At 71.9% G+C, this 21,807-nt stretch carries 19 protein-coding genes and 2 pseudogenes; 5 read left to right on the top strand and 16 right to left on the bottom strand.

Going from position 1 to position 21,807, the window contains the following annotated elements; genetic code table 11:
• Nucleotides 1-5 precede the first annotated feature (5 nt).
• The 9 genes and pseudogenes from ACXKR8_RS30665 to metG all read right to left on the bottom strand — a co-directional run bounded on the left by ACXKR8_RS30665 (nucleotide 6) and on the right by metG (nucleotide 8,543).
• Nucleotides 6-587 (bottom strand): SUKH-4 family immunity protein, encoded by a 582-nt coding sequence (locus tag ACXKR8_RS30665; RefSeq protein WP_458267809.1) that lies wholly within the window; start codon nucleotides 585-587, stop codon nucleotides 6-8.
• A 58-nt stretch (nucleotides 588-645) separates the two neighbouring features.
• A complete protein-coding gene (locus tag ACXKR8_RS30660; protein ID WP_458267808.1) occupies nucleotides 646-1,578 on the bottom strand; it encodes a nucleic acid/nucleotide deaminase domain-containing protein in 933 nt (310 codons plus the stop codon).
• Nucleotides 1,575-2,414 carry a WXG100-like domain-containing protein gene (locus ACXKR8_RS30655; protein WP_458267807.1) on the bottom strand — a complete coding sequence of 280 codons (840 nt, stop codon included), beginning with the start codon at nucleotides 2,412-2,414 and terminating at the stop codon, nucleotides 1,575-1,577. Before ACXKR8_RS30655 ends, ACXKR8_RS30660 begins: the two co-directional genes overlap by 4 nt.
• On the bottom strand, nucleotides 2,408-2,998 hold the full coding sequence (locus ACXKR8_RS30650) for an SUKH-4 family immunity protein (RefSeq protein ID WP_458267806.1): 591 nt from the start codon (nucleotides 2,996-2,998) through the stop codon (nucleotides 2,408-2,410). Before ACXKR8_RS30650 ends, ACXKR8_RS30655 begins: the two co-directional genes overlap by 7 nt.
• Nucleotides 2,999-3,148: 150 nt before the next feature.
• Nucleotides 3,149-4,093: a 4-(cytidine 5'-diphospho)-2-C-methyl-D-erythritol kinase gene (locus ACXKR8_RS30645; RefSeq protein WP_458267805.1), complete on the bottom strand. Its 945-nt coding sequence runs from the start codon at nucleotides 4,091-4,093 to the stop codon at nucleotides 3,149-3,151.
• A 39-nt stretch (nucleotides 4,094-4,132) separates the two neighbouring features.
• On the bottom strand, nucleotides 4,133-4,987 hold the full coding sequence (gene rsmA, locus ACXKR8_RS30640) for a 16S rRNA (adenine(1518)-N(6)/adenine(1519)-N(6))-dimethyltransferase RsmA (protein WP_458275120.1): 855 nt from the start codon (nucleotides 4,985-4,987) through the stop codon (nucleotides 4,133-4,135).
• Between the two features lie 171 nt (nucleotides 4,988-5,158).
• A pseudogene (locus ACXKR8_RS30635) lies at nucleotides 5,159-5,392 on the bottom strand (transglycosylase family protein); the annotation flags it as partial.
• A 498-nt stretch (nucleotides 5,393-5,890) separates the two neighbouring features.
• Nucleotides 5,891-6,789 (bottom strand): annotated as a pseudogene (locus tag ACXKR8_RS30630) (TatD family hydrolase).
• Entirely contained in the window at nucleotides 6,789-8,543 is a 1,755-nt protein-coding gene (gene metG, locus ACXKR8_RS30625; RefSeq protein ID WP_458267803.1) for a methionine--tRNA ligase, read from the bottom strand. The pseudogene ACXKR8_RS30630 and the gene metG overlap by 1 nt, the downstream one beginning before the upstream one ends.
• A 188-nt stretch (nucleotides 8,544-8,731) precedes the next feature.
• Between metG and ACXKR8_RS30620 the strand changes: the two genes are divergently transcribed.
• Nucleotides 8,732-10,729, top strand: coding sequence for a serine/threonine-protein kinase (locus tag ACXKR8_RS30620; protein WP_462099921.1), 1,998 nt, complete (start codon nucleotides 8,732-8,734; stop codon nucleotides 10,727-10,729).
• Nucleotides 10,730-10,750: 21 nt separating this feature from the next.
• On the opposite strand, the gene ACXKR8_RS30615 is transcribed toward ACXKR8_RS30620, so the two are convergent.
• The 3 genes from ACXKR8_RS30615 to rsmI all read right to left on the bottom strand — a co-directional run bounded on the left by ACXKR8_RS30615 (nucleotide 10,751) and on the right by rsmI (nucleotide 13,900).
• A complete protein-coding gene (locus tag ACXKR8_RS30615) occupies nucleotides 10,751-11,149 on the bottom strand; it encodes a hypothetical protein (protein ID WP_462099920.1) in 399 nt (132 codons plus the stop codon).
• 382 nt (nucleotides 11,150-11,531) lie between these two features.
• Nucleotides 11,532-12,932, bottom strand: a complete 1,401-nt coding sequence (locus ACXKR8_RS30610; protein WP_458266600.1) for an IS1380 family transposase — start codon at nucleotides 12,930-12,932, stop codon at nucleotides 11,532-11,534.
• A gap of 122 nt (nucleotides 12,933-13,054) precedes the next feature.
• The gene (gene rsmI / locus ACXKR8_RS30605; RefSeq protein ID WP_458267800.1) at nucleotides 13,055-13,900 is read right to left on the bottom strand and encodes a 16S rRNA (cytidine(1402)-2'-O)-methyltransferase; all 846 of its coding nucleotides are present in this window, start codon (nucleotides 13,898-13,900) and stop codon (nucleotides 13,055-13,057) included.
• A 66-nt stretch (nucleotides 13,901-13,966) separates the two neighbouring features.
• Between rsmI and ACXKR8_RS30600 the strand changes: the two genes are divergently transcribed.
• The 4 genes from ACXKR8_RS30600 (at nucleotide 13,967) to ACXKR8_RS30585 (ending at nucleotide 17,640) form a co-directional block, all read left to right on the top strand.
• Complete coding sequence (locus tag ACXKR8_RS30600) at nucleotides 13,967-14,641, top strand: hypothetical protein (protein ID WP_462099919.1); 675 nt, start codon at nucleotides 13,967-13,969, stop codon at nucleotides 14,639-14,641.
• The gene (locus ACXKR8_RS30595) at nucleotides 14,608-15,279 is read left to right on the top strand and encodes a phospholipid carrier-dependent glycosyltransferase (RefSeq protein ID WP_462099918.1); all 672 of its coding nucleotides are present in this window, start codon (nucleotides 14,608-14,610) and stop codon (nucleotides 15,277-15,279) included. Before ACXKR8_RS30600 ends, ACXKR8_RS30595 begins: the two co-directional genes overlap by 34 nt.
• Nucleotides 15,276-15,878: a dolichyl-phosphate-mannose--protein mannosyltransferase gene (locus tag ACXKR8_RS30590; RefSeq protein WP_462099917.1), complete on the top strand. Its 603-nt coding sequence runs from the start codon at nucleotides 15,276-15,278 to the stop codon at nucleotides 15,876-15,878. The genes ACXKR8_RS30595 and ACXKR8_RS30590 overlap by 4 nt, the downstream gene beginning before the upstream one ends.
• An 85-nt stretch (nucleotides 15,879-15,963) precedes the next feature.
• A complete protein-coding gene (locus ACXKR8_RS30585; protein WP_458267798.1) occupies nucleotides 15,964-17,640 on the top strand; it encodes a penicillin-binding transpeptidase domain-containing protein in 1,677 nt (558 codons plus the stop codon).
• A gap of 16 nt (nucleotides 17,641-17,656) precedes the next feature.
• Here ACXKR8_RS30585 and ACXKR8_RS30580 read toward each other — a convergent pair whose 3' ends face one another.
• The 4 genes from ACXKR8_RS30580 to ACXKR8_RS30565 all read right to left on the bottom strand — a co-directional run bounded on the left by ACXKR8_RS30580 (nucleotide 17,657) and on the right by ACXKR8_RS30565 (nucleotide 21,778).
• Nucleotides 17,657-18,151: a VOC family protein gene (locus tag ACXKR8_RS30580; protein ID WP_458267797.1), complete on the bottom strand. Its 495-nt coding sequence runs from the start codon at nucleotides 18,149-18,151 to the stop codon at nucleotides 17,657-17,659.
• Nucleotides 18,108-19,556, bottom strand: a complete 1,449-nt coding sequence (locus ACXKR8_RS30575) for a glycosyltransferase 87 family protein (protein WP_458267796.1) — start codon at nucleotides 19,554-19,556, stop codon at nucleotides 18,108-18,110. Before ACXKR8_RS30575 ends, ACXKR8_RS30580 begins: the two co-directional genes overlap by 44 nt.
• Nucleotides 19,557-19,671: 115 nt before the next feature.
• On the bottom strand, nucleotides 19,672-20,358 hold the full coding sequence (locus ACXKR8_RS30570; RefSeq protein ID WP_458267795.1) for a response regulator: 687 nt from the start codon (nucleotides 20,356-20,358) through the stop codon (nucleotides 19,672-19,674).
• A 103-nt stretch (nucleotides 20,359-20,461) separates the two neighbouring features.
• Nucleotides 20,462-21,778, bottom strand: coding sequence for a sensor histidine kinase (locus ACXKR8_RS30565; protein ID WP_458267794.1), 1,317 nt, complete (start codon nucleotides 21,776-21,778; stop codon nucleotides 20,462-20,464).
• Nucleotides 21,779-21,807 lie beyond the last annotated feature (29 nt).

Here is a 21,807-nt window from a genome sequence, read left to right as displayed (position 1 = left end):
CGTGCCTAGTAGCCGGTCGCGCCGTGGGCCACCGAGTCCAGGACCTGGTACCAGAACGAGCCCTCGTAGGCCATGGCCTCAGAGTCCGCGGCCCGCATCAGCGGCGGCAGTCGCTGCTCGGACCCGCCGGTCTCGATGTCCCCGCCGACGAACTTCAGATCGTAGTGAGGCCGCTCGACCTCCAGCAGGTAGAGGAAGTAGAGGAAGAGTTCGAGGCTGGTGTTCAGGACGTGCGCCTCGTCGTCCTCGGGAACGCAGTGGACCACACCGGTGTGCACGTCCAGGTACACGTAGTTCTCGCCGATTCCCCCCAGTAGTGCCCAGTGGTCCAGGACGAACGACGCCGGGAGGTCGTCCTCGGGAGCAACCACGTACTCCCGGCCCACCCCCACCGTCAGCTCCCCGTCGCAGACCGCCTGGGCCACGTCCAGCCATCCGGCAGCCGGGCGGTCCGGCAGACCGACATCGTGCAGGGCGGCCCGGGACGGCAGATGGGACACCACGCGAAGCGCCTCGTCGCCCAGGGTGACCATGGCATCCGGAGAGAGGACGGCCTCAAAGGCGGAACGGTCGACAGAGGGAGGCATGATCTGTTTCCTTTGTGTGCGCAGGTGCCCAACAGCGGCGAGTCATGCTATCGCTGGCTCACGGAGCGGCCGGAGCGTGCTTACTGGGGCGGGGGTTCAGACCGTTGAGGTAGTTCTCCATCGCGCTGTTGCCCGCAGCCTTGGAGGCATCGGTCGCGCCGTACTCGACGCTGTGCGAGACCTGCACGTTCTTCGGCAGGAAGTGGTGCATCCAGGCGGCACAGTTGGGGGTAGTGGTCGCCCGGGGAGTCCCTGGGACGTGCGGATCGTTCGTACAGGGCTCCCGTTCTGTGTATACCTCGGTTATTCCGTGCTCGGAGCCGGACCTGAGGTAGGGCACGCCGAGGACGCGTTCCGAGTGGACCGGATTGTCGCTCCGTCCCACCATGATGTAGCTGCCGTCCGCGCCCTTCTCCCCGTGTCGGACCGCAGCGTAGTTGTTGCTCTCGAAGTCGTACCCGCCGCTTTCCACGTCCTTCTTGTAGTTCCCGTAGCTACCGTCCTCGTGCCGGGCCAGCTGGGTCGCCTTCGCCAGATCGCCCTCACCCAGCGGGGTCTTGGTGGACGTCACTCGGGGCCGGGCCGTGCCCTTCCTCACCTTGGGCAGGTTGTGCGGATTCGGCGTGCCCTTGGGGGTCTGCCGGGACGGGGCCTTGTCATCACCGTCGAGATCGAGGTTCAACCGGTCTCGATCGGCGGCCTCCAGCGGTTGGGGACCGTCCCTGGTCAGCCGCTCGACGGTGCCGTCGTCGCGCATCCGGTAGACCGGGGTGTCGCCGATGTCGCCGTGGATTTCCTGGCGGGCCTTGCCGATGGCATCCATTTCCCCGGCATGCTTCGCCTCGGTCTCGACAGCGTTCGTCGATACCTTCTCCAGTCCGTCGCCCATCTCGTGGACGACCTTCTCGCCAGCCTTTCCAGCGTCGTGGCCGAGGGCCTTGACGGTGCGTTCGCCGAACTGCTCCAGTGGTTTGAGCAGCGGGTCGCTCATGTGAAGGAATATCCTTCCGTCGCTGAGAGGAAGGTCGCCGTGTGGCCGGCCAGGTCCTCCGCATGGCCGTGCATGGTCGCGGAGTGGGTCAGCAGCTCATCGGGGTGGATCATGTACCCGCCACTTCCGGAACCGCTCGACGAACTCTCCAGGGCGCCTTCCACCGCTTTGAACACAAGACCCGAGACCGCGCGCTCGACGGCGCCCTCCAGCGGACCGAGCGTCTGCTCGACGAGTGCGCCGATGAGTTGCTGCTCCAACTGCTTCAGCAGCGCGTTGACGATCTTCTTGGTCGCCTCCACCAGCAGCACCTCGGCGGCCTCCGCCGCGCCCAGGGTCACCACAGCCGCTGCCTGGTCGGCGACGAACTCGGCTGCCATGATCCCGAGTTCGGTGATCACGGAGAGCTTGGCCGCGATGATCCCGTCCGCGGCGACCTCCATGGCAACGGCGGCGACCTCGCAGACCTCGACCAGTTCGCGCATGTGGTCGTTCGACATCCGTGCCCAGTTCGCCGCGAGCATCGAGTACGAGTCAGCCTGGTAGTGCTCGCCCACCTGCTGGACGGTCGTGCTTACGGCCTGGTGGACGCTGTCCAGATTGCGACCGAAGTCCCGGATGTGGCCGCCGAACTGGCGGACCTTGTCCTCGTTCGCCTGCGGCCAGTTGAGGCCCAGCAAGTTCATCACCCAGACGAGCTCGCCGGGCAGTTCTATCGCCATCGCATCCCCCAGGCCTTGGATCTGGCGGACAGTCAAACATATGACCGAGCCGAGCGACCAGCTACCAATCGGCGGCGCCAGCGACCGAGCCTCCGGCGACGAAGGCGTCACCACATGGCCTCGGAGACCTCAAAGAGGGTGTTCCCCCAGTGCCCGTCCTCGTCCGCGAGCGCTTCGGCGTCGATGGCCAGGAGATCACGTTTCAGGTGCTCACCGACCGCCGCGCAGAAGTCGTAGTAGTCGACCCCGGGTGTGCGGGCCTTCGCCTCACGGCTGCACTCCGCTGTCGCGGCCTCGAAGGCGCAGAGGTAGCCGAGGAAGGCGTTCAGATCCCTGTTCAGCTGCTCGGGGGCGCCACCGATCTCGGAAAGCTGGTACACCGCGCCGGTTGCCCCGTCCAGGAGGACCGTGGCCTGGAGCAGGTCGCCGACGACGAACCAGTCACCGCTGCCGGGCACCTCGTCCACGTCAGGGGGAATGCTGTCCGGTTCCGTCTCCAGTTGCTCCGACCAGGTACGCATCCCCTCGACGAAGTGCTCGGCCAGAGCGAAGATCTTGAGTGCCGCAATCGGAAGACCAACATGTTCGAGCAGAGCCCTGCTGGTCGCGTCGCCGATCCGGGCCAGGAATGCGGGGTCGCTGATCCGGCGCACCTTCGCCTCGCCGAACTGCTCCAGTACCGTCCGTGCGTCCACCACGACAACCCGACCCCTTCCAGGAACGTCCTCAAGCCTCTGTTTCCGGCCGCCTGGGATGCTCTCCCGGACCCGTACTCGAAGCTGTGGTTGGGGACGACCACCGCATCGGGGACCAGGCCCTCTGCCCGGTCGCTCCTCCTGGCGGACAGGCTATCGGGGCTGTGTCTCAGGGGAGTTGGGGACGACCACCGCGCCCGGGACCGGGCCCTCGGCGGGGCGGGCCACGCGGCAGGTGCCGGAGGCGGTGAGGGCGGCGGCGAGGGCGGCGGCGGCGTCGGCGTCCTTGGCGACGAAGGCGCAGGTGGGGCCGGAGCCGGAGACCAGGGCGCCGATGGCGCCGGCGTCGGTGCCGGCCCGGAGGGTGTCGGCGAGGGCGGGGCGCAGCGACAGCGCCGCCTGCTGGAGGTCGTTGCTGAGGGCCGCGCCCAGCGCGATGGCGTCCCCCGTGCGGAGCGCCTCCAGCAGGGCCGGGTCGGCGACGGGGACCGGGACGTGGGTGTCCGCGGAGCCGCCGTCCAGGTCGCGGAGGCGGTCGCACTCGCCGTAGACGGCCGGGGTGGAGAGCCCGCCGTCGGCGATGGCGAAGACCCAGTGGAAGCTTCCGGCGACCGGCAGCGGGGTCAGGAACTCGCCGCGCCCCTCCCCCAGCGCCACGCCGCCCAGCAGGCTGAACGAGACGTCGCTGCCGAGCTGGGCGGAGAGCTCCAGCAGGTCGGCCTGGGTGGCCCCGGTCCCCCACAGGGCATCGCAGGCCACCAGGGCGGCGGCCCCGTCGGCGCTGCCACCGGCCATGCCCCCGGCGACCGGGATGCCCTTGTCGATGTGCAGGTGCACGCGGGGCTCGACGCCGAAGCGCGCGCCCAGCAGCTCGGCGGCCTTGGCGGCGAGGTTGCTGCGGTCGGTCGGGACCTGGGCGGCGTCCGCGCCGGTGACGGTGATCCGCAGCTCGTCGGCGGGGGTGGCGGTCACCGTGTCGTAGAGGCCGACGGTGAAGAAGACCGAGGCGACGCCGTGGTAGCCGTCGGCGCGACGGCCGCCGACCGAGAGCTGGGCGTTGACCTTGGCCGGGACCCTGACGGTGATGGAGGACTGCACGGCCTTGCTACTCCCAGCGCTGCGCGGACGAGGTCCCGGTCATTCTGCCGTACCGGAGGCGGCGGGTTTCGCCTCGGCGATGCGGGCGAACTGCTCGACCGTCAGGGTCTCGCCGCGCCGGGTGTAGTCGATGCCCGCGGTGGTCAGCGCCTGCTCGGCGGCGGCGGCCGAGCCGGCCCAGCCGGCCAGCGCGGCGCGGAGCGTCTTGCGGCGCTGGGCGAAGGCGGCGTCGACGACGGCGAAGACCTCCCGCCGGGTCGCCGTGGTCTCCGGCGGGTCGTGCCGGACCAGGGACACCAGGCCGGAGTCCACATTGGGGGCGGGCCAGAACACATTGCGGCCGATCGCGCCCGCGCGCTTCACCTCGGCGTACCAGTTGGCCTTGACCGAGGGCACGCCGTAGACCTTGTTGCCGGGCCCGGCGGCGAGCCGGTCGGCGACCTCGGACTGCACCATGACCAACGTGCGCTCGATACTGGGGAAGGTCTCCAGCATGTGCAGCAGCACCGGCACGGCGACGTTGTAGGGGAGGTTGGCGACCAGCGCGGTGGGCGGGCGGCCGGGGAGCTCGGTGACGGTCATGGCGTCGGCCTCGACCAGCGCGAATCGGTCGGCCCGGTCCGGCATCCGGGCGGCGACGGTGGTCGGCAGGTGCCGGGCGAGGAGCGGGTCGATCTCCACCGCGGTGACCCGGTCGGCGACCTCCAGCAGCCCGAGGGTGAGCGAGCCGAGGCCGGGGCCGACCTCCACCACCACGTCGTCCGGGCCGACCCCGGCCGCGCGGACGATCCGGCGCACGGTGTTGGCGTCGATCACGAAGTTCTGCCCGCGCTGCTTGGTCGGCCGGACGCCGAGGGCGGCGGCGAGGCTCCGGATGTCGGCGGCCCCGAGCAGGGGGCCGCCTTCGGCGGGGGCGGGGGCGGTGGCCTGGGGCGCGGATGTCTCGGCAGTCTCGGCGGGGGCGGCCGCGGGCTTGGTACTCACCCCCCAAGCCTAAGGCTCCCCCGCAGGCGCAGGCCCCCGCGCAGCGGGAGGGAGGTGGGTGGGCGGGCTCCGGGCGGGCGGTCAGCCGGTGGCGCGGTGGCCGCAGCTGGGCCAGGGGGAGGTGCCGCGCTGGCGGTAGAGCTTGCGGGCGCGGGCGGTCTGCTCGGAGGGGGACGCGTCCTGCGGACGGCCGGAACCGCCGAGGTGGTGCCAGGTCCCGCTGTCGAACTGGTAGAGGCCGCCGTAGCGCCCGCTGGGGTCCACCGCGTGCGGGTTGCCGCCGGCCTCGCAGCGGGCCAGCGCGGACCAGTTCAGCTCGCCGGTGGTGTGGTGGGTGGGCGCCACAAGATCACCGTACTGCCCCGGCGAGCCGTCACGGCGGTGGCGTCCGGTGGACGCCGGCCGGCGCTCGCGGTGCTGCTCGACGACGGCGGCGCGGGGCAGCGCGTGCCGGGCCTGGCCGATCGAGCGCGACGGCTCCTGGGCCACCCGGACCAGCGCCGGGCCCGCGGTGACCTGCGGCATCACATCGACCACGGTGGGCGCGTAGAGCGGGGTGGCGGCCGGCAGCTCCGCGTCCGGGTCGGAGTCCGCCTCGGTGTGCGAGACCGGGACGGCGTCCGAATGCGCCTGCTGGGCCACGAACCCGCCGGTCCCGCCCACCAGCAGGGCCAGCACCAGCGCCTTGGGCAGCCTGCCCGGCCCGCCCTTGATCCCAGAGGGCACGTTCACCTGAAGAAGCCTCTCGCCGTCCGACCGGACACCTGCCCCGGGATCAACGACCCAGGGGGTGCCGGGTCACGGCAGTGACCTTCAGTAGTCGAACGCGCGAGCGGTGTTCGCGGCGAGGGCGGCGGCCATGGCGTCCTCGTCCAGGCCCCGGACCGCCGCCATCGCCCGCAGCGTGACCGGGATCAGATAGGGGGCGTTGGGGCGGCCCCGGTAGGGGGCCGGGGTGAGGAACGGGGCGTCGGTCTCGACCAGGACCCGGTCCAGCGGGGTGAGCGCCAGGGCGTCCCGCAGGTTCTGGTTGGCCGGGAAGGTGACCGGTCCGGCGAAGGACAGGTAGTAGCCGGCCTCGGCGCAGACCTTGGCCATGTCGCCGTCGCCCGAGTAGCAGTGGAAGACGGTGCGCTCGGGCGCGCCCTCCTCGGTGAGGATCCGCAGCACGTCCTCGTGGGCGTCCCGGTCGTGGATCACCAGGGCCTTGCCGTGCTTCTTCGCCAGGGCGATGTGGCGGCGGAAGGACTCCTGCTGGACCTCCACCCCTCGGGCCCGGTCCTGAAGTAGTCGAGGCCGGTCTCGCCCACCCCGCGCACCTGCGGCAGCGCGGCGAGGGCGTCGATCTCGGCGAGGGCGTCGTCCAGCGCCTTCATCCCGCCGGGGCCGCGCTTCTGCCCGGACCAGCCGTCCGGATCCCCGAGCACCAGCCGCGGCGCCTCGTTGGGATGCAGCGAGACCGTGGCGTGGACGGACTGGTGACGGGCCGCCAGCTCGGCGGCCCAGCGCGATCCGGGCAGGTCGCAGCCCACCTGGACCACCGTGGTCACCCCCACCGAGGCGGCCTTGGCCAGGCCGTCCTCGGGGGTGCCGGACTGCATGTCCAGATGGGTGTGCGAATCCGCGACCGCGACCCGCAGCGGCTCCGGCAGCGGCGGGGCGACGTTCTTCTCGGACTGCGACCTGGACTGCGACTTCTTGGACTGGGCCATCAGCTCTGCTCGGCCTCGGCCTCGGCGCCGGCCTCGGCCTCGGCGCCGCCGAAGCGGGTGCGGTAGGCGTCCAGGTCGTCCTCGGTGATCTTCGCGAAGAGCACCGGGGGGACGGTGAACGGGGTCCCGGCCGGAACGGACGCCAGCGCACGGGCCTCCTCCGGGCCGACCCAGGTGCGGGTGTCGTCGGCCAGCGCGAAGGCCGCCCGCATCGCCGCACTGCTGGTCGGGATGAACGGCTCGGAGACCACCGCGTAGAGGTGGATCAGGTTCATCGCGGTGCGCAGCGTGAGCGCCGCGCCGTCCAGGTCGGTCTTGGCCTCCAGCCAGGGGGCCTTGGTCTCCAGGTAGGAGTTGCCCGCGCTCCACAGCGCGCGCAGGGCCTGGGCGGCCTTGCGGAACTGCAGCGCGTCCAGCTGGGCCTCGTACTCGGCCAGCAGTTCGGCGGTCTGCTCGCCCAGCTGCCGCTCGGCCTCGCCGGCCTCGCGGCCGACCGGAACCTCGTCGCCGAAGCGCTTGCGGGAGAAGGACAGCACCCGGTTGACGAAGTTGCCGAGGGTGTCGGCCAGGTCCTTGTTCACCGAGGAGGCGAACAGCTCCCAGGTGAAGTTGGTGTCGTCCGACTCCGGGGCGTTGGCCATCAGGAAGTAGCGCCAGTAGTCGGCCGGCAGCAGTTCCAGCGCGGTGTCGGTGAAGACGCCGCGCTGCTGGCTGGTGGAGAACTTGCCGCCGTAGTAGTTCAGCCAGTTGAAGGGCTTGAGGTAGTCGACCTTCTTCCAGGCGTCCCGGGTGCCCAGCTGGGTCGCCGGGAACATCACCGAGTGGAAGGGGACGTTGTCCTTGCCCATGAACTGGGTGTAGTTGACGGTGTCGTCGGCCTGGTACCACCAGGACCGCCAGTCCCGGGTCTCGCCGGCCGGGGCGGCGTCGGCCCACTCGTTGGTGGCGCCGATGTACTCGATCGGGGCGTCGAACCAGACGTAGAAGACCTTGCCCTCGGCGGCCAGCTCCGGCCAGGTGTCGGCCGGGACCGGGACGCCCCACTCCAGGTCGCGGGTGATCGCGCGGTCGTGCAGGCCCTCGGTGAGCCACTTGCGGGCGATCGAGGAGGCCAGCACCGGCCAGTCCTTGCCGTGCTCGTCCACCCAGCCCTCGACCTCGTCGGCCAGTTTGGACTGCAGCAGGAACAGGTGCTTGGTCTCGCGGACCTCCAGCTCGCTGCTGCCGCTGATGGCCGAGCGCGGGTTGATCAGGTCGGTGGGGTCGAGCACCCGGGTGCAGTTCTCGCACTGGTCGCCGCGGGCCTTGTCGTAGCCGCAGTGCGGGCAGGTGCCGACGATGTAGCGGTCCGGCAGGAAGCGGGCGTCCTCGACCGAGTACACCTGGCGGATCGCCCGCTCCTCGATGAAGCCGTTCGCCTGCAGCTGGCGCGCGATGGTCTGGGTGATCTCCCGGTTCTGCGGCGAGGAGCTGCGGCCGAAGTAGTCGAAAGAGAGGCCGAAGCCCTCGTAGATCGCCTTCTGCACGTCGTGCTGCTGGGCGCAGTACTCGGCGACCGGCAGGCCGGCCTCCTTGGCGGCCAGCTCGGCCGGGGTGCCGTGCTCGTCGGTGGCGCAGATGTACAGCACCTCGTGGCCGCGGTCCCGCAGGTACCGGGAGTACACGTCCGCCGGGAGCATCGACCCGACCATGTTGCCCAGGTGCTTGATCCCGTTGATGTAGGGAAGCGCGCTGGTGATCAACTGGCGGGTCATCTCGGAGATGCTCCTTTGAGAAGGTGTCGCAAGGGGGTTGAACCGTTGCCGGAAGCCGTGCGTCATCCTACCGAAGGCAACTGCCCGGTCGATTCGATTACGGACTGTTACGAATGGACAGCGGGAAGTCTATGCAAGGGGCCCGGAGGCGGTGTTCCCTTGGACTCGGGGCATCGACAGGGGGAACTGTGCAGGCGTTGGAATCAGGCGATCCGCAGCAGCTCGGCGGCTACCGGCTGCTGGCCAGACTGGGCGCGGGCGGGATGGGCCGGGTCTACCTGGCCCGCTCCCGGGGCGGACGCCGGGTGGCACTGAAGGTGATCAGGGCCGAACTCGCGGACGACCAGGACTTCCGGGCTCGATTCGCCCGCGAGGTGGCCTCCGCCAAGGCTGTGGGCGGGGCCTTCACGGTGGCCGTGCTGGACGCGGACCCGCAGGCGGAGACGCCCTGGCTGGCCACCGAGTACGTGGCAGGACCGGCGCTGAGCGAGGCGGTCCGCGAGCACGGGCCGCTGCCGGTGGACTCGGTACGGGCGCTGGCGGCGGGGCTGGCCGAGGCGCTGATGGCGATCCACCGCGCCGGGGTGATCCACCGCGACCTCAAGCCCTCCAATGTGCTGCTCGCGGCGGACGGGCCCCGGGTCATCGACTTCGGCATCTCCCGGGCGGTCGAGGCCACCGAGCTGACCAGGACCGGGGTGATCGTCGGCTCCCCCGGCTTCATGTCCCCGGAGCAGATCGAGGGCCTGCCGGTGACCCCGGCCACTGACGTCTTCTCACTGGGCGCGGTACTGGCGTACGCGGCGACCGGGGCCGGGCCCTTCGGCGAGGGGGCGACCCCCGCCCTGCTGTACCGGGTGGTCCACAGCGCGCCGCGGCTGGACGCGGTGCCGGAGCAGCTGCGCGGATTGGTCGGCTCCTGCCTGGCCAAGGACGCCGCGGCCCGGCCCAGCCCGGACGCCCTGCTGGACCGGCTGGAAGCGGAGGAGGAGGCGGAGCCCCATGCCCCCACCGAGATGTGGCTGCCCGCCGAGCTGACCGGCATGATCGCCCGGGTCGAGGCGGAACGCCCCAGCGCGTTGAACGCGGGGGCGGCGGGGTCGGCGGACGCGGGGGCGGAGGCGGGTTCCGGGGCCGGGGCGGCGGGGGCGGCTCTGGCGGGGTTCGGGGCGGCAGCAGGCGCGGAAGCTCTGGCCGGTTCGGGAGCACCTCCGGGCACCGCTGGTGCGGGAACCGGCACCGGAGCTGCGGGAGTCTCCGCTGCCGGGGAGACGGCAGAGACGGTGCCGTTGGCGGTGGCCTCCCCCGGGGAAGCGGCGACGCCGCCGATGGGGTTCGGGCCGGCTCCGGCCGGGTTCGGGCCCGCACCCGCCGCCGCAGCGGGCTTCGCTTCGGAGGGCAGGACGCCCACCGCACCCGCCGCAGCGGGCTTCGCCTCGGAGGGCGGGACGCCCACCGCGCCGCTGCGGACCACCGCGGCAAGCGCGTCCCGCCCGCCCCGGCGGAAGGCGCCGCTGATCCTCGCGGCGGCCCTGCTGCTCGCGGCGGGCGGCGCGACCGGGGTGGTGCTGGCCGGTCAGCACACCAAGAGCCCGTCGGGGCAGAGCCAGGACGGGGGCATCCCGCTGGCGAGCGCCAGTGCGTCGGCCTCGGCCAGTGCCGGCGCCAGCGACAGCACCAGCGCGAGCGCCACCAGCAGCGACTCGGCGGCGACCGGGACGAACACCACCGCGAACACGGTGTACCTCACCGTCCCGCCGGTGACCGGGCAGCCGGTGGACTACGCCAAGCAGTTGCTGACCGACAAGGGCTTCCCGGCCGGTGACATCAAGGTCACCTACCACTGCACGGAGGCCGGCCCCGGGGTGTACGCGCAGTCGCCGTACGCGGGCAGCCGGGTGTCCGCCGACACCCTGATCAAGCTGACCGCCTCGGAGGACGACTGCGTCGCCTACCAGAGCGAGGTGGGGCTGCCGCTGACGACCGCGCAGGCCGACCTCAAGGGCTTCAGCCATGTCTCGGTGAAGTACACCTGCTCCGGTGGGGCGGCGGGCACCGTGCTGGCCCAGTCGCCCGCCGCCACGGCGGAGGCGTCCTATCCGCCGAGCCAGCCGATCACCCTCACCGTGCAGAACAGCAGCTGCGGCAGCGCGTCGGCGTCCGCGTCCGCCACGGCCACGCCGTAGCGGACGCCGGAAGACGCAGACTCAGGCCTCCGGGGTGCCGTGGTGGTTGCGGCGCAGGTGCAGGTGGAAGGGCAGGTGCAGCCGGCGCTGCCGGCGGGGGCGGGCCGGGGCGTGGCCAGCTCGGCCGGGGCGGCCGGGTGCCGGGTGGAACTCGGGGCCCGGGTGCCAGTACGAGGCGGCCTCGGCCACCCGCCCGGCCCGCATGATCCGGACGTGCTCCCCGGCGCAGCCGGGGCAGCCGGGCTTGGTCAGCGGGGAGGGGACGGGGACGCCGTTGGCCCGGTAGCGGGCCTTCGGCCGACCGTCGGTGCCGACCTCGTGGGTGATCTCGTACGCCTGCTCCCAGCCGAAGCCGCAGTTCAGGCAGACGAAGGCGTAGGCCTCACGGATCGGGTCCTCGACGGGGGCGGATTCGCTCATGACGTTCTCCCGGTGCCCTGCGGACGTCCGTCCGCGCGGGTCTTTGCTCACCCCCAGAATTCCCCTCCGGAACGCCCTGGATTCAGTTCCGGATATTTCTTGGAACAGAGTTGGACGTTCTTGGGGCTGCGCCTACCAAAACCGGGCCTGACTTGGGCTTTCCTTGGTGAACCCGTCACTCAGCCCGAATCCACCGGCTGATCATTTCGGGGTTGCTCTCCTGCCCGTGGACGGTCGGCCGCTGGGGGCAACAGGTTGAGGGTGTGCGGTAGCCGCCGTGCGCGGGTCGCGGCCTGTCCGAGGGGTTGTGCGGGGTCGGGAGCGGTTGGTGGCGCTGTCGCCGGTGGCCGTCGGGCCGTCGCGGTGCGGGATCTTGTGGCGGTCAGGCCGCCGGGCGCGGCGGTGGGGAGTGGACGGCCTCGAACAGGGCGGTGAAGGCGTCGCGCCAGGGCCAGTGCTCGGGCAGATGCACCGTCAATTTGGTGCGCGCGGTGCGCGCGAGCCGGGCCGGGACGTGGACCAGGTGGGCGCGCAGGGTCGCTGTGGTGGCCTTGGCGTGGAAGACCGAGGTCAGCGCACCGGCGGCCCGCAGCAGGTTGTGCGACATCGCCCACAGGGTCAGCCACGCGGCGTTGGCCTGGAAGTTCCCGGACGGCAGGTGGGCCAGAGGCCCGGACTTCCCGTCCGCGATCACCTGCTCCACCACGGCGTGCTGCCGGTGGTGCAGTTCCGCCTGCAGCACCGCGAAGGAGCTGTCGGTGAAGACGGGGTGGTAACGCCAGGCGGTGAACAACTCGCCCTGACCCTGGGCCACTTCGGCGTTCAATCGGCGGACCCGGCGCACGATCAGCCGGGCGGTGACGTGCTCGGACTTCCTTCGGCCGGTGAAGGCGGTGTAGGGGATCTCGGCGACCTCGGCGTCGGAGACCATCTCGCCGGTGTCGGGGTCGACGAAGGCGTCCGGGTAGCGGATCGCCGTCCAGGACTCCTGCGGGATGCGGGAGATCGCGCCCGCGATGGAGGGGTTCATGCCGGTGGTCAGGGAGAATCGGGCGCCGGCCCGGCGGCAGGCGGCGACCACGTCGGCGGTGTAGAACTTGCTGTCCGCGCGGACCAGGCGGATCCCGGTGCCGCCGGTCTCCTTCGCTATGGCCAGGGCCTCGCTCACGAAGCTCTCGGCTCCGCGGACGTCGGCGGCCTTGCCGCGGCGCAGGCGGACCGCGCCGATCACGGGCCGGGCGATCGGGGTGGACAGGGTGGCCAGGATCGGGTGCAGGGTGCGCTGGCCCTTGAGGCGGCCGACCTGCGCGCCCTGCTTGGCGTGGCCGTACACGCGGCGGTGGGTGGGGTCGATGTCGATGAACATCAGTGTGTCGGCGCCGGGCAGCAGTGGGGTGCTGCGGGCCAGTCGGGCCAGGAAGTCGCGGTGAACGCGGTGGAGCTGGCGGTTGTGGCCGTGGGTGAAGGAGCGCAGGAAGGTGCCCAGGGTGGAGGGCGCGCGGACCGAGGTGAAGGCGCGGTCCATCGCGCCGTGCCGCAGCCGCGCCGCGTCGTCGATGCTGTCCGCGCCCGCGCACATCGCGCTGATCAGCGACATCACTTTGGCGGCCGGGTTGGCTCCGCCGCTGTTGTCGGCGCCCTCGATGCGGAGCGCGGACGCGGCCAGTTGCCGCAGGCCGGCCCGCTCGGCCAGCCGGACCAGCGACAGCAGCCCGGCATCGGCGATCAGGTTCGGCTCGTCGAAGACGGCGGAAACCGCTGTGGCGGCATGGCAGGATTGCATCTCGCGGATGTTCTCTCGTTCTGGCGACTTGGTTCTGTAGGAAGTCCCATCGTCCCAGGTCAGAGGGCATCCGCGTCGTTATGTCCAGGCCTCGGACAGGTCATTCATCGGTGGATTCGGGCTCAGCCCGCGTTCTTCGCGGCCACCACCGCGTCGAACACCGCGCGCTTGGGGACGCCGGTCTCGGCGGCGACCTCCGCGATCGCCTCCTTGCGCCGCTCCCCCGCCTCCTCCCGCACCGCGACCCTGCGGGCCAGCTCGGCGGGGGTCAGTGCGGAGGGGTCCAGCGGGGGCGCGCCCTGGACCACGACGGTGATCTCGCCGCGTACGCCGTCCGCCGCCCAGACCGCGAGGTCGGCCAGCGGGCCGCGCCTGACCTCCTCGTAGGTCTTGGTCATCTCCCGGCAGACCGCCGCCGGGCGGTCGCCGCCGAAGGCCTCGGCCATGGAGCGCAGCGAGTCCTCGATCCGGTGCGGGGACTCGAAGAAGACCATGGTGCGCGGCTCGGCCGCCAGCTCCTGGAGGCGGGAGCCGCGCTCGCCGCCCTTGCGCGGCAGGAAGCCCTCGAAGCAGAAGCGGTCCACCGGCAGCCCGGACAGCGCCAGCGCGGTCAGCACGGCCGAGGGCCCGGGCACCGCGGTGATCCGGACGCCCTGCTCCACGGCCGCCGCGACCAGGCGGTAGCCGGGGTCGGAGACCGAGGGCATCCCGGCGTCCGTCACCAACAGCACCCGGGCGCCGCCGAGCAGCGCCTGCACCAGTTCCGGGGTGCGGCCCACCTCGTTGCCCTCGAAGTAGGAGACGACGCGGCCCTTGGGCTTCACGCCCAGGGCGTTCGCCAGCCGCCACATCCGCCGGGTGTCCTCGGCGGCCACGACGTCGGCGGCGAGGAGTTCCTCGGCGAGTCGGGGCGGCGCGTCGGAGACCTCGCCGATCGGGGTTCCTGCGAGTACGAGTAGACCAGTCACCCGCTTATCCTCCCAGGATGGCGAGGTGCCCGTACCACTGACAGGCCCGACCCCTACGATGCACGGGTGAGCGGAGACAGGGCGACAGGGGCAGCGCCGGCCGGCGGCGACGCGGATCTCTTGACCGGCGTGCGGGGGGACGATCCGACCGAGTCGGATCCGGGCCCCGGCACGGGTGCGTCCGGGCTCGGTTCGCGCCGGAACCAGCCGCCGCGCCGGCCGGAGAGCGCCTGGCAGCAGCGGTTGGCACGGCTCGGCTACCGCGCGCCGGACCTGCGTCCGCTGCGGGAGCGGCTGGTGCCGCCGATGCCGGACGGCACGGGTGTCGACACCGGGGCGCCGTCCGCGGTGCTGGCCCGGCTCGGCCTGCGGCTCCCGCCCGGGCTGTGGACCTGGCTGTGCCGCTGGTCCGGCTGGCTCGGGCCGCTCGCGGTGACCCTGTTCGGCGCGATCCTGGTGTTCACCCGCCTGGGGACGCCGCACGACATCATCTTCGACGAGACCTACTACGCCAAGGACTCCTGGGCGCTCTGGCACTACGGCTTCGAGGTCAACTGGCCGGACAACGCCAACGCGCTGATCCTGGCCGACCCGCACAAGCTGCCCGCCCCGACCGGGGCCGCGTTCATCGCGCACCCGCCGGCCGGGAAGTGGGTCATCGGCATCGGCGAGATGATCTTCGGGCTGACCCGTTCGGCTGGCGCTTCATGGTCGCGGTGCTGGGCAGCCTGGCCGTGCTGATGGTCTGTCGGATCGGGCGGCGGATGTTCCGGTCGACCCTGATCGGCTGCATCGCCGGGCTGATGATGTGCGTGGACGGCCTGCACCTGGTGATGAGCCGGACCGGGCTGCTCGACCTCTGCGTGATGTTCTGGGCGCTGGCCGCCTTCGGACTGCTGCTGGTGGACCGCGACCACGCCAGGACCAGGCTCGCCGACGCGATCGGCGCCACCGCCGACAACCCGGACGCGGTGCCGGACCACGAACTGGCGTCCAGGGCCTGGCTGGGCTGGCGCTGGCTGCGACTGCTGGCCGGCGTCTGCCTCGGCCTGTGCTGCGCCACCAAGTGGAGCGGCGTGTACTTCCTGGCCGCGTTCGGGCTGATGAGCGTGTGGTGGGACGCCGGCGCGCGGAAGACCGCGGGGGCCCGGCACCCCTATGTCACCGCGGTCGTCAAGGACGGTCCCTGGGCCGTCTTCTCCATGGTCGTGGTCGGCTTCTTCACCTACCTGGCGTCCTGGTCCGGCTGGCTGTTCAGCAACGCCAAGGTCGGCGGCAGCAACGGCGCCTACGACCGGCACTGGGCCGACCACCGGGGCGGGCTCTCCCGAGCAACTGGAAGCTGCTGCACCTCAGCCACCTGCCGCAGGTCGACATGAGCTGGGTGCCCGCGCCGCTGCGCAGCCTGTGGCACTACCACGCGGAGATCTGGAACTTCAACACCACGCTGAGCTCCCCGCACATCTACCAGTCCAATCCGTGGAGCTGGATGGTCGACGCCCGTCCGGTGTCCTTCTACTACCCGGGCGGACTGAAGCCCTCGCAGTGCGGCGGCGCGGCCCAGTGCTCCAGCGAGGTGCTGGCGCTCGGCACCCCGCTGCTGTGGTGGGCGGCCTGCTTCGCGCTGGTCTACGCGGTGTACCGGTGGTTCTTCGCCAGGGACTGGCGGGCCGCCGCGATCTGCGTGGGCGTCGTCGCCGGGTACCTGCCGTGGTTCGCGTGGCAGCAGCGGACCATCTTCTACTTCTACTCGATCGCCTTCGAGCCCTACCTGTGCCTGGCGCTGGCGCTGATGGTCGGCGGGATCCTCGGCAAGGTGTCGGCCTCGCGGGACCGGCGGCTCTTCGGCGGCATCGGCGCCGGGGTGCTGGTGGTGGCGATCATGGCGACATTCCTGTACTTCCTACCCCTTTACGACGCGCAGATCACGACCTACCAACAATGGAACGACAGAATGTGGTGGTCCACCTGGATCTGATCAGCTGGGCACGTAGCATCCCCGTGGAGCCTGTCCATCCACTTGCATTTACGGGGACCACATGAACCGCGGTATCAAAGCCGGAGTGATAACCACCTGCGTCGCGCTGCTCGGAGCAGGTGGTTACGGGGCGTACAACTTCGTGCACGCCGTCACCCATGTCTCCGGCACCCCGGCGGCGGCCGCGACCGCGATCTCGACCACGCCACCGAGCAGCGCGGAGGCACTGAAACGGGCCCAGTCGTTCCTCGACAGCTGGAAACAGGGGCCGTCCCACTACGCCGGCGCGGCGAGCCAGACCAACGACCCCACGGATGCGCAGGCCGGTCTCACCGCGTACGGCAGCGGACTGAAGCTGGCCTCGGTGGCCTTCAGCGGCCTTGCGGTGTCGTCCTCGACCGTGTCGTCCTCCTCCGCGGCCGGGACCGGAGAGGCGACCCAGGTCACCTTCACCGTCACGGCCAAGGTGGCCGGGGGCACCTGGACCTACTCGGACGCGCTGGACGTGCTGCAGAACACCGGCGGCCTCACCTCGGTGGACTGGGCGCCCAGTGTGCTCTATCCCAAGTTGGAGAAGGGGCAGACCCTGGCGGCGGGAGCGATATCCGTGGCCGCCGGCACCAACGTCACCGTGGTGGACCGCAAGGGCGTCCCGCTGACCGCGGCCAAGTACCCCTCCCTGACCGACATCGTCAACCAGCTGAAGACCAAGTACGCCGCCAAGGCGACTGGCGGCGGCGCGGGCGGCGCCGGAACCGGCGTGGACGTGGTGGACTCCAGCGGGACGCACGTCGCCAATGTCACGACGTTCACCGCCCCGGTCGGCGCGAAGCTCTACACCACCTTGGACGCCAAGATCCAGGCCCAGGCCGAGCGCGCGGTCAAGGACTCGCACATCGCCGGCAAGTCGGTCGGCGTGGTCGCGATCGACCACGCCAGCGGCGGGATCCGGGCCATCGCCTTCAGCGGCGAGGACGGCGACATCGCGCTCCAGGGCTACTCGGCCCCGGGCTCGACAATGAAGATCATCACGGCGGCGGCCCTGATCGACAAGGGCGGCAAGAGCCCCGGGACCGCCGCGGATTGCACCCCCACGGTGCTGGTCGGCGGCCGCACCTTCCAGAACATGGAGGGCAGCATCAACGCCCCCACCATGAAGCAGGCGTTCGCGCAGTCCTGCAACACCGCTTTCATCCGGCTGATGGACAACGCCTGGGGCAACGGCCCCGAGAGCTTCACCAAGCAGAGCGACGAGGCCAAGAACGTCTTCGGCATCGGCGACTGGTCGATCGGGGTCCCCACCCAGGACCCGAAGATGGACCCGCCGGCCGGCACGGACCAGGGCACGCTGCGCATCGAACGGGCCGGGGACGCCATCGGCCAGGGCGACATCGCGGCCAGCCCGCTGGTGATCGCCTCGATCGGCGCGACGGTGGCCCACGGCGGCTTCAAGCAGCCGATCCTGATCCCGGGCCTGGCCCAGCAGCAGGCGGCCTCACCGATCAACCAGTCGACCGCGCAGCAACTGCGACAGATGATGGTCGCCACCGCGCAGGGCGGCACCGCCGCACCCCGCCTCGGCGGGATGGGCAGCTCCGTGGGCGCGAAGACCGGCACCGCCGAGGTCGGCCAGGGCAAGCCGAACAACGGCTGGTTCGTCGCCTACGACAACACCCTGTCGATCGCGGCCGAGGTCGTCGACGCCCACTCGGGCACCGAGACGGCCGGCTACGTGGTGGCGGACATCCTCAAGAACGACTGAGCGACCGCCGCAGGTCTCAGGTCGCGGACCCGGCGGCAGCTCCGGTCGCCAGGTCCGCGCCCCAGCGGGCCACGGCCGCGTCCAGGTCGAGCCGGTCCAGGCCGCCGCCGTCCACCGGCCACTCCTCGCGCGGAACCCGCCACATCACCTCGAACTCGATGCCGTCGGGGTCCTTGGCGTAGAACGACTTGCTGACCCCGTGGTCGGTCGCCCCGACCAGCGCGTCGCGCTGCCGCAGCTTGGCGCCGGCCTCGACCAGCTCGCCGAGCGTCCCGACCTCCCAGGCCAGGTGGTAGAGGCCGACCTGCCCGGGGACCGGTCCGGCCGCCTGCGCGCCGACCGAGAACAGGCCGAGGTCGTGGTCGTTGAGGGTTCCGGGGGCCCGGAGGAAGGCGGCCCGGTCGCCGATCTCCACGGCGACCTCGAAGCCGAAGACGTCGGTGTAGAAACCGACGGAACGGCGGACGTCACGGACGTAGAGCACGGCGTGGTTGAGGCGACGGACGGACATGGAGGGCTCCCGGGTTCGGCTGCGCGGCGCTGTCGCCGCTCGTCACTGCTGACAGCTTACTTTCCCAGGAAAGTATTCCCTCGGACGCCAATCTCCTGCCGACTACTGCGGAGCCGCGGCGGCCGACCCGGGCCAGGACCCGTGGCAGCCGCAGCGCCGGGGCGTGGGCCGCGGCCAGCCGGGGCCAGAGCAGAAGCAGCACCGGGAGCTCCAGATAGCCGAAACGGCCGGCCGGAGCGAGCAGAAAGGCGACGCTGACGCCCACGGCCAGCCGGTCGGCCGCCTGGATCACCGTGCGCGGGGGGCGGAGCACCACCCACCCGGCGACGGCCGCGCCGCCCAGGGCCAGCAGGACGAAGCAGGCGGTGCTGCCGCCAGGGCCCAGCTCGGCGAGGAGGTGGCCCGGCAGCGGGCTGGCGGCCGGGGTGCGCATCCCGGACAGGCCGAGCGGGAAGCGGACCACCTGTTCGACCACCGCACCCGGGGTGACCAGCACGAACGGGACCACCAGCGCGGCGCCCAGGGCCAGCGTGACCGCCGAGCAGCGGAGCGCCGCCCTGGGCCCGTACAGCTGGAGCAGCAGCGCGGCGGCGACCGGGAGCGCGGGCCAGGCGGTCCACTTGATGGCGCAGGCCAGGGCGAGGACCAGGCCGGCGCGGGCGGCGTGGCCGCGTCCGGCGAGAGCGAGGGCGAGGCAGCAGCACCCGATGAGCGGGAGGTCCACCCCGCCGGTGACGGCGACCAGGGCGACCAGGGGGGAGGCGGTGAGGGCGGCGAGGGCGGTTCCCCAGGGGCGGGCGGGGGCGGCTGCTGTGTGGGTGGCTTTCGACGTTGCGGTGCGGGTGGGTGGCTGGAGCAGGCGCCAGCTGCACAGCAGGCAGCCGGCGAAGGCGGCGAGGAACCAGATCCTGGGGTCGCCGATCATCCGCAGCAGCAGCGTCCGGTCGCCGAACAGCGCGCGCGGCAGGCCGAAGAACGCCATCGCCGGTAGATAGGGGTTGTAGCCGATGACCTGCTGCGGGTCGGGCAGGTACGGGCTGCCGGTGTGCAGGAGTTGCACGGCGGAGTTCTGGACCACCAGCACCTCCGACTGCGACCAGCCCTCGGCCACCATCACCAGGAGCGGGACCGCCACCGCGCCGAGCAGGGCCAGGGCTGTGGAGACCCGGGCCATCCGCTGCCGCGGCAGGAAGGCCGCGGCGGCGAGGGCGAGGGCGTAGCCGATGGCGGCGGCGATGCCCCAGGTGCGCTGCGGCGAGAGCCCGGAGACCAGCGGGAAGCAGCCCGCCCAGATCGCGCAGCCGAGCCAGCCGAGGATCCACGGGAGGCGGCGCGGCGGCGCGGCGGGCTTGGCGGCGGCGCTGGTGGACCGGTCCGTGCTCGTCGGGGCATGCGTCGTGGTCACGGTAGCCAACCGTAGGAAGCGGGGGTCGCTGGTGTCGTCACGCTGGAGGGTGGAACAGGTATCACCCTGGAGGGTGGGACACGTGGTTCCTGACCCTGCGTCAATGACCCCTGCGTCAGTGCTCTTCGCCCACGGCGCCGGCCAGGCCGTTCTCGTAGGCGAAGACGACGGCCTGGGTGCGGTCGCGGATCTCCAGCTTGGCGAGGATGCGGCCGACATGGGTCTTGATGGTCTGTTCGGAGAGGAACAACTCCTCGGCGATCTCCGCGTTGGAAAGCCCGCGGGCGACCTGGCGCAGCACGTCCAACTCCCGCACGGTGAGCGTGGACACCGCCTCCGGACGGAGGTTCCCGGAGCGGCGGCGGCGGGCCACGTCGTCGATCAGCCGGCGGGTGACCGAGGGGGCGAGCAGGGCCTCGCCCGCGGCGATCACCCGGACCGCGTTGATCAGGTCCCGGGCCGGCGCGTCCTTGAGCAGGAAGCCGCTGGCGCCCCGGGCCAGCGCCTCGTACACATATTCGTCGAGGTCGAAGGTGGTGAGGATGAGGACCCGGGGCACCACGCCGGCGGGGTCGGGGTTGCCGACGATGCGGCCGGTGGCGGCGAGACCGTCCATGCCCGGCATCCGGATGTCCATGACCACGACGTCCGGGCGGAGTTCGGCGGCGAGCTGGACCGCGCGCAGGCCGTCCCCGGCCTCGCCGACCAGCTCGATGTCCGGGGCGGAGGACAGCAGCGCGCCGAGGCCGTCCCTGACCATCTCCTGGTCGTCGACCAGGAGGACCCTGATGCTGTCTCCCATGCGCTGGCTCCCCGTTGATGCCGATGCAGTCGTCGGTGCTGAAGCAGTCGTTGGTGCTGAAGCAGTCGTTGGTGCTCATGCAGTCGTCGGTACTGATGCGGTGTCAGTCGACTTCGGCGGCCGTGGACGATTCTCCCGCACGCGGCGACGGCACCCCGTCCAGCGGCAGTCGGGCGGTGACCTCGAAGCCGCCGTGCTCGCGCGGGACCGCGCGGAGCGTGCCGCCGAGCATCGCCGCGCGCTCGCGCATCCCGGTCAGGCCGTGGCCGCCGTTGCCGCCGGGGGCGGGGCCGCCGCTGGTGCGGCCGTCGTCGGCGACATGGACCTGGACCGCGTCCCTGGTGCGGAGCACCTCGATCTCGACCCGGGCCCCCGGCGCGTGCCGGCCCGCGTTGCTCAGCGCCTCCTGGACGATCCGGTAGACCGAGACGTCCACCACCGCGGGCGCCCGCTCGGGGCCGCCGGCCAGGGTGAGGTCGACCTGCATCCCGGCCTGCCGGGCCGCCCTGACCATCTCCGGGATCCGGTCGATGCCGGGCTGCGGAGCGCGCTCGGCGTTCTCGTCCTCCTCGCGGAGCAGTCCGATCACCCGGCGCATCTCGGTGAGCGCGGTGGTGGACGCCTCACGGATGGCGCCGAAGGTGCGCAGGGTCTGCTCGGGCAGTCCCGGCTCCTTGTAGGGGGCGGCCTCGGCCTGGATCGCGATCATCGACATATGGTGCGCGACCACGTCGTGCAGCTCACGGGCGATCCGGGAGCGCTCCTCCAGCACGGCCTGGCGGGCGAGCCCGGCGCGGCGCTGCTCCTCGGCGGCGACCAGGTGCCGTTCGGCCTCCTGCCGGGAGTGGATCGACTCGCCGAGGACCAGCACCAGGGTCGCCACCACGGCCGAGACCGCGAGCACCACCGGCGGCAGGCCGACCAGGAAGACGGCCGGGAGCAGCACCGCCAGGGCGGTCAGCAGGTCGACGCCGACCGCGACGTCCCGTCCGTACACCTGGGCGGTGACGAACAGCAGCGCGACATAGGCGACGCAGCCGCTGACCGGCCAGGGCCAGAACGGGGTCGGGGCGTGGCCGACCTCGGCGAAGGTGGTGAGGGTGAGCCCGACCGCGGAGATCCGCCAGGCTGCCAGCGGCCGGTGCGCGACCAGCAGCAGCGGCAGCACCTGCAGCCCGGCCAGCGCCCAGGCCAGGCTGCCGGGGACGAGCTGGTTCAGCTGGGTGTCGGCGGTCACGGTGAGCAAGAAGACCCCGGCGCCGCAGACCACCGCGAGGGCGGTGCGCAGCCGCGGGTTGGACAGCGAGCGCAGCAGGAACACCCGTTGGTCGGGGGCGGCCCAGGCAGCCTGTCGTATCAGCTGCGCGACACGGCGTACGCGGATCAGGGCGGGGGCGCTGCGCTGCGGGGCTCCGTCCATGGTGGCTTGAGCATATGCCTTGGGGGAGG

Source organism: Streptacidiphilus sp. PAMC 29251, from assembly GCF_054208735.2.
This window is presented reverse-complemented; position numbering and strand designations above follow the sequence as displayed.